Consider the following 10,867-nt stretch of genomic DNA (forward strand, 5'->3'; position numbering starts at 1 on the left):
CCTAAACCATCGATGTCAAAAGAGATTGACTACAATGAAAATGAAACTAAAAGGATACTCCTGATCTTGAAGAGATAAAAAGAATAGCGCTACTAGCACAAAAATAATGGGATGTTACTACTGATTAGTGGCGTAGTGTTATTGTAGCTAAGTACAAGGAAAATATTAAACAGTTAGCTTTAGAGACAAAACGATTGATTAAGGTGTTAAGTGACAAAAAAGTTGTTTAATTCTTATTGGACTAACAGGCAGGTTAGTTGAAGAGTGTTAGTTAACTTGTGTTCAACAATTGGGCCGGATTTTTGAGAATCCTTCTCAAAGAGAGTTAGTTATTTATGTTAAAATATTGCGAGTGAAATCAGGTTCTTAACGATTTTATCAAATATCAAGCAAAATAATTCAGAAACGAAGAAGGGACAGTACTAACATGGAAAACGTATCAAATGTAGATAAATTGGAATCAATAAAATCTTTACAATCGACAATCAGTAAACTCGAAAATGCCTTGTCACAGATGACTCAGAAAGGCGCAAATACTACCTTAGTAAAGAAACGACTCAAAGCTGTTTGCATCGGCTTAGCAATGCTAGAAAACGTTTGGAATCAAAGGCCCTATCATTACACCCAGGAAGATTTAGCAGAAGCTCGCAATGTTCTTACTGGTTTGCTTCCATCAATTGAGAACATTTATGATAAGTCAAAGGCTGGTAGTCCCCAAAGAACGCTTTTAGAAAGGAGAATAAAAGCGTTGAAACTAGCTATCCAAGTGATTGACAATTTTCCTAATAAATAACTTATCTAACTAAATAGAGTAACGAGTGCTTTAGTTCCATAAGAATTAAACAACTTTACTACAAAAAAATGTAGCAAGGCTCTTATATTTTTATATCGAAATTAAATAACCTTATTATCACTTTACATAAGGAATATCATGAGGAAGTTGCAGCGGCAAACGAGAAGAAAAAGTCGTGGAGGAAGCTCTGGTGACGGTATTTTTTTAAACTACGAAAATTTAGAAATATCCCTATTTAGAAATAGGGATATTTCTAAATTTCTAAATCTCTGTTAATATTTTAAATTTCATTTTCTGTTCAGGAGTTAATTCATTTTCTACATAACGATTTATAAGTAAATCAATTATTTCATGAGCATATTTTGTATTAGTGAGTTTCATTAGTGCTTCGAGTTCTTCCTTAGATTGACTAGAAATTTTAATACTTCCCTGTTGGTTTTTAAATTGCTTTTTCTCCGGTGTTTGCTCCTTCTTTTTCGCCTGCTGATTCACTTGTTTTTGTTCATTTATAGGTGGAGAAGCAGGAGTATCTTCGCTACTTTGTGTTACAACTGAATCCTCGTTTGGGATATAAGGATCTGTTGGGTCAAAATTGCTCTTTTTTCTGCCTAATAATCCAGGAGTTCTTGCCATGTTATACACCAACCTTCAGACTTTCAAAAATATTGATACGAGATAATAATTCATCACTAATTTTTTCGTATAGTTCTATTACATTTAAATCATGTCTATCATTTTCAGTAATACCGTTAACATCAAACCTTTTAATACGTTCCATCTGTGGAACGATATTTTTAAATAGGTTTTCTTCACCAAAAATTTCACGAGCATTTTCCATAATGTATTCATCCACTTTACCATTATTTTTTAATAGCACTGGAAGAATACCTACAACCTCAATATCAAGATCATATTGCTCTTTTAATTTTATTAGTTGGTTAATGTAGTTTTCCGCACCAGTAAGAGAACGTTCTTGTGTTTGTAGAGCTATAAGAACATAATCAGAAGCTACAACTGCATTTTTTGTGACTTCAATTGACATAGGTGGAACATCGATAAATATGTAATCGTATTTATGTTTTATTTTCTCAAGTAATCCCTTAAAGTAGTAATCTTCTTCTACTTCAGAAGAACACGATTTATATAGAAATTTTGCGAAATCTTGAAAATCAACGTAAGAAGGAATTAAATATAAATTTTCCATTATTTTAACTTCTAATCCATCTAAATTCCCCTCTTGAATTCCTTTCATTAATGTTTTTTTTACAGTTACATTTTCGTCAGGATTAAGGGTAGATTTTGTTAACATTAGAGATTTTGTTGCATTACTCTGTGGATCAAGGTCAACGAGTAAAGTTCGTTTCCCCTTTTTTGCGAATTCATAAGAGTTTAATACAGCATTAGTGGTTTTACCAACGCCCCCTTTGTAGTTCCCAACAGTAATTGTAATAGCCATTTATACCACTCCAGTTATCTATTTAAAAAATTCCCTATATCCCTATTTCTGTATTTTTGGTACCGAAATCAAGGTATAGGGAAATATCCATTTATAGAAATAGGGATATTTCTATATTGTAAATAAAATTATAGCAGTGATATGTGGTACATGCAATAGAATCTGCCATTTATGCTGTTAAGCGACAAAAAAGTCGCTTAACAAATAATAAAGGTGTTTAAAAAAATGCGGGTCATTCTATTCAATAATCGGGCCAGATTGTTGAAGAACATCTTAGAGAATATGAAGGTTTGTACTTTAGCTAAAGGGAGTTTAGTTGAGTAAGAGGAATAGATAAAAAGATGTCGAATTTATATACTTGTTGAAATTGAGGACTTGGAGGATACATTTTGAAGAAATATGAGTTTAAAAATAACATTCCAACATTGGAAGAATACAAATATTTGTGCGAGTCTGTGGGATGGACTAATTATATGAATTTTGAAGTGGTGGAAACATCACTGAAGAATTCTATTCACTGCATCACAGTCAATGATAATGAACAAATTGTGGGCATGGGGAGAATTGTTGGTGATGGGGCTATCTATTTCTATATTCAAGATATAGTGGTTCATCCAGATTATCAGAAAAATGGTATTGGGAAAGAAATAATGAATATTTTGGTTGAATACTTAAATCGGAATGCCCCTGATAAGGCGTTTGTCGGTTTGTTTGCATCACAAGGTAAAGAATCGTTCTATGAAAAATATGATTTTAAAGATTACTCACCAAACATGACGGGGATGTTTACTGTAATTTCAAAAAAATAAACATAATAGATTTTTAATTGTAGGAGAAGACATCAATATTAAAGAAATTGTTCTCGCAGTAACCTTTTCATTATTAAGCTAAGGGGATGCTTATCTTCAATAAGATCTTCCACAATCGGGCGCGATTGTGGAGCAAACACAGATAGAAAATGATTAAACTTTTTTATAAAAAATTATTCACTAGCAACAAACAACCTAAGCATTTTGATCAAACTTTATTACAAACCAACAGTATCTTCGCTATTTTTGATAACAAAAAGTAGGGATATATAGAAATGTCTACTTATGGAAATAGGGATATTTCTATATTGCAGGAAAAGAGAACGGCGATGATATGTGGTACATATAATAGAATTAACGAATAATGCCTAAACCATTGATGTCAAAGGCGATTAACTACAATGAAAATAAAGGATATTCCAGATTTTGAAGAGATAAAAAGAATGGCGCTACTGGCTTATAAACAATGGAGGGGTTAATACTGATTAGTGGTCCAGTGTTATTGTAGCTAACGAAGTACAAGGAAAATATTAAACAGTTAGCTTTAGAGATAAAACGATTGATGAAGGAATATCATGAGGAGGTTGCAGCGGCGAGAGAAAAGAAGAAGTCGTGGAGGAAGTTCTGGTGACGATATTTTTTTAAATCACAGAAATATAGAAATATCCCTATTTCTATGTAGGGATATTTCTAAATCTCTTTTAATAATTTAAATTTACTTTTCTGTTCGGGAGTTAATTGATTTTCTACTGTGAATTTAAAAGAAAGTCGCGAGGTTTATAAAAACATCCCTTTAGATGGTTATCTAAAGGGATGTTTTTATAGTGAAAAGGAAAATAACATCTGAATTGCAAGATAGATTAAGGAACTGTTGAGTGGCAATAAGTTATTCCGTTAAAGGGCCATTTAATTGGATAAGGGCGTATTTTTTTGAATTGGACCATTTTGTTGAAAAAGGATATCTCCAATTTTTAACGAATACAGGGTTATAAATAAGCAAAAGTGGTGAGATAAATAGGAAAAGAATTTAATTTCTTTTTGGACAATAAAACGGAAAAATGTATAATTAACAGGCTTCAGAGCGCGGGTTGTGTTTTCGCAGAAGATGAGACCCGGTTACTTATTTCAGAGGCACGAACTCCAGAGGACCTCAAGAAAATGGTGGAAATGCGAGCCGATGGTTTACCACTTGAATATGTTGTTGGATACGCAGAATTCTGTGGGTTGCGGATAGAAGTGGACCGAGGCGTTTTCGTGCCTCGTCAACGTACTGAGTTTCTTGTTCACCAGGCAAAAGCTCTGTCATGTTTTGGTGATATCGTCGTTGATCTATGTTGCGGGTCAGGTGCTGTGGGTGTAGCACTGGCGGCAGCTTTAGGACGAGTTGAACTGTATTCTGTTGACATTGACCCTGTCGCAGTACGATGTGCAAGCCGCAACGTAACAGATTTCGGTGGCCATGTTTTTGAAGGTGACTTGTATAAAGCTCTGCCTCACTCACTTAAAGGCCATGTGAACACCCTAGTTGCGAACGTACCTTATGTTCCTACCGAGGCAATAAAGCTGCTCCCACAGGAGGCTCGCCTACATGAACCGAAGGTGGCGCTTGACGGAGGAGAGGATGGACTTGACATTCAGCGAAGAGTAGCAAAAGAAGCATTTCTCTGGCTAGCACCGGGAGGACATCTTTTAATAGAGACGAGCGAAATGCAGGCAACTCAGACCTTTGAAATCTTTGCTGGTGCTGGGCTTACCACGAAAGTGGCTAGAGACGAGGAACTAGACGCTACTGTCGTTATAGGATCGAATTCTGGTTTTTAGCATAAATCAGCACATAGTCTTATTCACAAATGAAATGATAATTTCCTAGCAATATACAAATAAACAAAAAATCCTTATTCAATTAAAGGGCGCTATTGTTGAAGAAAACTTAGATTTTTAAACGACTTTATTGTTATATTTTTTAGTGTAGTGAAGTATCTTACATCAAAAATTAAACAACTTTATTTTTAACCCCGTTCTAGATTTAGGATGGGGTTATGCTTATTTGAGCTTTTAAAATTAAATAGCTTTATTGTCATTTTACATATATCACTCTAGTTATTTTCTAAAAAAATCCCTATATCCCTATTTCTATATTATAAAGAAGGATTCTAGTAGTGATAGTTATTACATGCAATAGAATCTGCCATTTATACTACTCCAGTTATTATTCAAAAAATCCCCTATATCCCTATTTTCGCTATCGAAAATAGGGATATAGGGAGATATCTATTTATAGAAATAGGGATATTTTTTATATTGTAAAAAGATTACAGCAGTAAAATGTGGTGCATACAATAGAGTCATAGAATTAACAGATAATGCCTAAATCATTGATTTCAAAAGAGATTATTTATCGTTTTCCGACAGAAGACTCCTTCCTCAAAAATGTGAAGGTGTGAAACACCAATTTTAGGTGGGAGATGAATGTCGGTAGGCGTAAGCCGACGTTTTTTAGTATACTGTAGGCATCATACAAGAAAGTGAGGTGCAACCCATGTTAGTAAATAAAGCATATAAATTTCGTATCTATCCAAATAAAGAACAAGAAATATTAATTGCTAAAACCATGGGGTGCACCCGCTTTGTATTTAACCATTTTCTTGCTCTTTGGAATGATACCTATAAAGAAACAGGAAAAGGATTAACCTATCCTGTGAGTAGTTCAAAAGAAAGTTTAACCGTTTTGAAAAAAGATTAACTGTTTTGAAAAAGTAATACCAACAATAATTTTTTTAGTTTATAATTGCAAGACTTTTCAAACATTTGTTCATATGTAAAATGCAAAAATGGAGTGCTTTCTCTAATTAGTAAGCACTCCATCATGTTATTATGCGTCTAGTTGTTTTTGCTTCGTTACTTTTAAACGGCTTTATTCTTGTTATAATTCAATTTTATAACGTAGTAATGCAGGTTACAAGGTATAGAATGAATCACATTATTGTCACTCCATACTCGTATTAATCAAAAATCCATTTCCTCATTATCTTCTTCAGAAATCCCACCAAGTACTTCCCTAGCGTCAATAATTTTACCTTCTTGAAGTACGGGCTCTTCCGTTTTTAGATCTTCCTGTTTCGGTACGGGAACAAGTCCATTAGTAAGAAGAAGATTCAATTTATTTTCAACTGTATCCAAAAGATTTAATCTCTGTTCTACATTATCTAATTTCTGTAGCAGTTGCTCATAACGTTTTTCATTTTGTACTAATTCAACAACAAATGCTGTTAATTGCCTACTATTAGCTTTTTCATTAAGAATCTTATATACATCTTCAGGCATATTATCAGCACGTAATGCCATTTTTCTATTTTTAGCCATTATCTGCACGTCCCTTTATTCTAAGCTAACTGCCCCTTCATTTCATCAATTGCTTTTAATTCTAATGCAGCTAGGTTAATTGTACGTGAAGTTGGAGCAAATACCTCTTTCTCGCTATTTTGAATAATATCATTCAAGAAGAAGTGATTGTTTTTAGCAGCCGTTTCAGACATATGATTCAATAAAGCAAGACGGATATATGGTTCTAAAACTGGTGCTTCGCCTCCGATATAGATAAATTTCAATACTGTATTCGTACTAGAGGGAATGAATACATCAAGAATTTTAGCAACTACAATTCTTGCATACTCTTTTAGTGCTTCTACAATTTCAGATGTGAAATCATATTCTTCACCAGTATTTTCATTCGATAGTACATACTTTTGTGCTTTATAATTATTAACAATAAATTTCTCTAATGTTCTTAGATCTTTAAAGTATTGAATCAATTTTTCTTTTCTAAAGCGTTCTAGGTATCCTAAGAATGGTTCAATATCGATAACTTGGAAAGAATCTCTGTGCTTAGGTGTAGTGAGTCCTTTACCTAATTGCACAGCATCTGTAGAACCGCCACCAATATCAGTTAAAACCACTTCATAGTCATCGAATCTCTCGGATTCATATCGCTTTTCAATACTAATTACATTTGTATTCTGATCTCTTGAAACCATTTTATATTTTAAAGAATGTCTAGCAACTTCTGATTCATTTCTACATTTTGCTGAATTAACTGTAATAGTTAGTTCTCTTTCCATTCCTGGTGTTAACACTTTAACTTTATGTTCACCGATAAATCTTTCTTCCATTTTTTTATGAGCAATGCTAAATTTCTCTTCGCGTTTTAAAAGCCAGATTGGAAGCATCATACTCATGTTTTCAATTTCAACTTCATTATCTTCTTGCTCGGCGTTAAGGGCATGATAATATGCAATTGCTCCTAAAAAGCTTATGTAAGGGATAGGACTATTAATTTTATCGTGCATCTTATTTACATGAGAGTTTGCTAATTGATTATCTTCAGCTAATTGTCCAACTAAATAGAAAGATTCTTCACCATCAATTTCAGTAGAAATTAATAATCTATCTAGTAAATCTTCCGGTCTAGAAATACGATCAACAAGTAAATCCTCAGCTTTTTTCTTTGGAATTTTAACTACATTCGTTGCAAGTTCAATATAATAACCATCCACCATGAAATTATTAAAACTATTTCCGAAATCCGCTACTTTTCTTCCAATTTTCATTTGCAATTCCTCCTTCATACATTAAGTACGACTTAAGTGATACTTTTGATTATATTTTAGCACATTTAACCAAAAATAAGAACACTTTTTATAATAAGTAAGACTTAAATCGTACTTATTATTTAATTAACCTATACACTTAAAAAATTCAAAATAAACAAGGAAATACCTTCTTTCAAACGAATTAGACACATAACAGTTAGACGCCGACATGTCGGACATAAATGATGATGAATAACAGTAAAACAACAACATGACCGACATAAATGATGATGAATAACAGTAAAACAACAACATGACCGACATAAATGATGATGAATAACAGTAAAACAACAACATGACCGACATAAATGATGATGAATAACAGTAAAACAACAACATGACCGACATAAATGATGATCAATAACAACGTAATGACAACATGACCGACATGGATGATAATCAATAACAATGCAATGACAACATGTCGGACATCGATAATAACAAATGACGATGAGGGGAGGACGATGAAATGGATAGGGAAGAACCTTACAAGAAAACATATTCCCTTGCAGATATGGCAAGGATGCTTGGAAGGCCACGGACAACTCTTCAAGCCTGGCGGGATCAATTCAAACCATATTTACCAACTGTCGCTGGGACGAAGGGACGAACACTGAGATATGAACAAGAAGCATTAGAGCTTTTTAAATTAATTGCTAATATGAAAGATGCACAAGAGCCACCGGAAATAATAGAACAGATGTTAAAACAAAATGTAGATTATATTGTAGTAGAAGAGAGTGATGAAGACGACGAAATAACGAAGCCAATTATTCAGACGATGTATGAAAGTATGAAAGAGGTTTCTATATATTTTCAAGAGCAAAAAGCTATGAATATGGAACTTTTAAAGCGTATAGACCATTTAGAACAAACTAATCAAACGTTACTGAATAAGGTTGATGAACAACAAAAGAATATTGATGGGAAAATAAATAACAGAGATCAACAGCTATTAGAAGTAATTCGTGAAATACAAGAAACTAAGAAATTAGTTGCATCTACTCAACAAGAAAAATCATGGTTCGCTAAATTATTTAAAAAATAACTTAAATAATGCGTAAAAAAGTAGGGAAGCTTGTATGTTTTTACAAGCTTCCCTACTTTTTTATAAATTTGATATTGTGGATTTGAAATAAAGTCGACACGCTTTGAAAAAAGTTAAGATGGAGTCGAAAATAGAATAACTTTAGGCAACTCCATGAAGGTGTGCAGTGACAATAAAAATATGAAATTAGCGATTCTGTTTATTGGTATAATGTATAATAGCGTTATATAAAAATTCAGCTAAGTCTTCATTACTAAATTGATTTATATAATTTTTGAATCGATTATCAAATTTATACGTATTTGCAATACATGTCAACATTTCAGAGTCACATACAATAGATTGTTCGAGATAACTTTTCCACTCTACAATTAATTGTTGTACTTCATCGGAAGTAGGTGATTGATTAATATAGGAAGCAATTTTTCTAAATACTCTTTCCATTTTTTGTTCGAATTCATAAAATAAGTTCGCTTTTTCACTAGGAGAAAGTTTTTTCAGTTTCCCCTCAAATTCTTTGTATTTTTCTGTTTCTCCATAGATGAATTTCGCTTCATGAGCATATTGTTCTTGTAATGGTAAAATGGATGAATTATTAAAAATATTTAAATTGTAGATATCCTTTCCTGATACATACTCATCCACCGCAGTAATAACTGTTTCTAAACGTTGTTTTTTTAACAATAAAGTTTGGTTATGCTTCTTTAATAATTGTTGCTGTTCTTCTCTCGTAAGTTTCAAAACATCCGCAATTTCCTTTAGAGAAAAGTTCATTTCCTTAAAAAATAGAATCGTTTGAAGTTTTGCTAAACTGTTCCTATCATAAAGTCGATAACCATTTTCTGTTAAGTAAATTGGCTTTAATAAATTTATTTTATCATAATATTGTAAGGTTCTTTTTGTTATACCTGTAATTTGGACAATATCTTTAACCGTTAATAATTGTTTCTTCATCCCAGAATCCTTTTATTTCATCTAATATTAGATTGGCAGGAGTTATTGTGGCTTCAAAAATATTTTTACCTGTTTTTTCTAAATAGTATTTAATTAAATAGTATCCACAGGCATAACCAGCAGCATAAGACATATTGACTGGGGTTCTGGTGCAAAAAACATTTGATAGAGATATAGAACCTACATGGCCTATTCAATGACAGATTATGATGCAATTCCAAATAACTTATGTATGAACCCAACTTCATTTTGAGCAGACTTCACCTGTAGGTTAAGTTGTCCTTTTTTCATCATATGCATGGCTTCAACGCCGCTCAATATAGAAGTGGCTGTTTCATACGATTTGAATCCTAACATAGAACGTACACGTTTCTTAATGAAACGGTGATCCTGTTCCACTATATTATTGAGATATTTAACTTGCCTTATTTGTATGCCTTCAGGCATATGTTTCTCTTCTTTTAACTCTTGAATCGCTACGGGATAGGCAGGGTTCTTGTCTACTGTTATAACACGAGGTTTACAAATATGAGAAGCAGCCAAGGCTTTCTTGAAAAAGCGCTTGGCTGCTTGTTTATCTCTTGATTTACTTAGATAAAAATCAATGGTATTCCCTTCTGAATCAACGGCACGATATACATACATCCATTGCCCTTTCACTTTAATATAAGTTTCATCGACTCTCCATGAATCATTTGTTGTTTTAAGATGATGTCGTACTTTCTCTTCTAATTGAGGTCCATATTGATGAACCCATCGCATAATCGTTGTGTGAGCCATGGATAAGCCTCGTTCCTCCATCATTTCCACCAGGTTACGGAAGCTCAAATTGTACCGTAGGTACCATCTTACTGTTAATAAGATTAGTTCCGGCTGATAATGCTTCCATTTGAACAAATTTTCCTTTTCCATATCGATCACACACCTTTTTCTAGAGTAATACTATCAGTATGTCCAAGGTTAGGAGATTACTTGCATGTATCTTGAATTTCTTGCACCGGAACCCACGAACCTATATGGGTAGAGACACATTGCTATCAAGCTAATATTTTGAAGCATCCCCAAAACAAAAAAATTGTACATTTTCATCTGGAGATGTCAATTTTCTCGTTTTGGGGTATTTGCTTTTCTTAGGTTGATGGCGATGTGGCGGGACCC

Annotated in this window: 11 protein-coding genes and 2 pseudogenes; 5 read left to right on the forward strand and 8 right to left on the reverse strand. The window is 33.1% G+C overall.

All coding sequences use genetic code 11. The annotated features are described in order from the left end of the window. Window positions 1-427 precede the first annotated feature (427 nt). Entirely contained in the window at window positions 428-793 is a 366-nt protein-coding gene (locus ACM6HU_RS16805; RefSeq protein WP_016113541.1) for a hypothetical protein, read from the forward strand. Between the two features lie 261 nt (window positions 794-1,054). On the opposite strand, the gene ACM6HU_RS16810 is transcribed toward ACM6HU_RS16805, so the two are convergent. Both ACM6HU_RS16810 and ACM6HU_RS16815 read right to left on the reverse strand, forming a co-directional pair. Next, a complete protein-coding gene (locus ACM6HU_RS16810) occupies window positions 1,055-1,426 on the reverse strand; it encodes a hypothetical protein (protein ID WP_016113542.1) in 372 nt (123 codons plus the stop codon). A gap of 1 nt (window position 1,427) precedes the next feature. Next, window positions 1,428-2,249 (reverse strand): ParA family protein, encoded by an 822-nt coding sequence (locus ACM6HU_RS16815; protein WP_016113543.1) that lies wholly within the window; start codon window positions 2,247-2,249, stop codon window positions 1,428-1,430. Between the two features lie 389 nt (window positions 2,250-2,638). On the opposite strand from ACM6HU_RS16815, the gene ACM6HU_RS16820 reads away from it, so the two are divergent. The 3 genes and pseudogenes from ACM6HU_RS16820 to ACM6HU_RS16830 form a co-directional block, all read left to right on the forward strand. Continuing rightward, window positions 2,639-3,058, forward strand: a complete 420-nt coding sequence (locus ACM6HU_RS16820) for a GNAT family N-acetyltransferase (protein ID WP_016113544.1) — start codon at window positions 2,639-2,641, stop codon at window positions 3,056-3,058. 1,038 nt (window positions 3,059-4,096) lie between these two features. Then, window positions 4,097-4,879: a putative protein N(5)-glutamine methyltransferase gene (locus ACM6HU_RS16825; protein WP_033671301.1), complete on the forward strand. Its 783-nt coding sequence runs from the start codon at window positions 4,097-4,099 to the stop codon at window positions 4,877-4,879. Window positions 4,880-5,597: 718 nt separating this feature from the next. Next, window positions 5,598-5,795, forward strand: a pseudogene (locus ACM6HU_RS16830) (helix-turn-helix domain-containing protein); the annotation flags it as partial. Between the two features lie 269 nt (window positions 5,796-6,064). Here ACM6HU_RS16830 and ACM6HU_RS16835 read toward each other — a convergent pair. The 3 genes from ACM6HU_RS16835 to ACM6HU_RS16845 form a co-directional block, all read right to left on the reverse strand. Beyond that, window positions 6,065-6,421, reverse strand: coding sequence for a hypothetical protein (locus ACM6HU_RS16835; RefSeq protein WP_016113547.1), 357 nt, complete (start codon window positions 6,419-6,421; stop codon window positions 6,065-6,067). Window positions 6,422-6,441: 20 nt separating this feature from the next. Further along, a complete protein-coding gene (locus tag ACM6HU_RS16840) occupies window positions 6,442-7,665 on the reverse strand; it encodes a ParM/StbA family protein (protein WP_016113548.1) in 1,224 nt (407 codons plus the stop codon). A gap of 199 nt (window positions 7,666-7,864) precedes the next feature. Then, a complete protein-coding gene (locus ACM6HU_RS16845) occupies window positions 7,865-8,116 on the reverse strand; it encodes a hypothetical protein (RefSeq protein WP_414848325.1) in 252 nt (83 codons plus the stop codon). Between the two features lie 60 nt (window positions 8,117-8,176). Between ACM6HU_RS16845 and ACM6HU_RS16850 the strand changes: the two genes are divergently transcribed. Further along, window positions 8,177-8,755, forward strand: coding sequence for a DUF3967 domain-containing protein (locus ACM6HU_RS16850; protein WP_016113549.1), 579 nt, complete (start codon window positions 8,177-8,179; stop codon window positions 8,753-8,755). Window positions 8,756-8,941: 186 nt separating this feature from the next. Here ACM6HU_RS16850 and ACM6HU_RS16855 read toward each other — a convergent pair whose 3' ends face one another. The 3 genes and pseudogenes from ACM6HU_RS16855 to ACM6HU_RS16865 form a co-directional block, all read right to left on the reverse strand. Continuing rightward, window positions 8,942-9,709: a MerR family transcriptional regulator gene (locus ACM6HU_RS16855; protein ID WP_414848326.1), complete on the reverse strand. Its 768-nt coding sequence runs from the start codon at window positions 9,707-9,709 to the stop codon at window positions 8,942-8,944. Continuing rightward, a pseudogene (locus ACM6HU_RS16860) lies at window positions 9,684-9,851 on the reverse strand (DUF2268 domain-containing putative Zn-dependent protease); the annotation flags it as partial. The gene ACM6HU_RS16855 and the pseudogene ACM6HU_RS16860, both read right to left, overlap by 26 nt. A gap of 62 nt (window positions 9,852-9,913) precedes the next feature. Next, entirely contained in the window at window positions 9,914-10,621 is a 708-nt protein-coding gene (locus ACM6HU_RS16865; protein ID WP_040118712.1) for an IS6 family transposase, read from the reverse strand. Window positions 10,622-10,867: the final 246 nt, after the last annotated feature.

This window comes from Bacillus sp. IT-79MI2 (genome assembly GCF_949768135.1).
GTDB lineage: Bacteria > Bacillota > Bacilli > Bacillales > Bacillaceae_G > Bacillus_A > Bacillus_A pseudomycoides.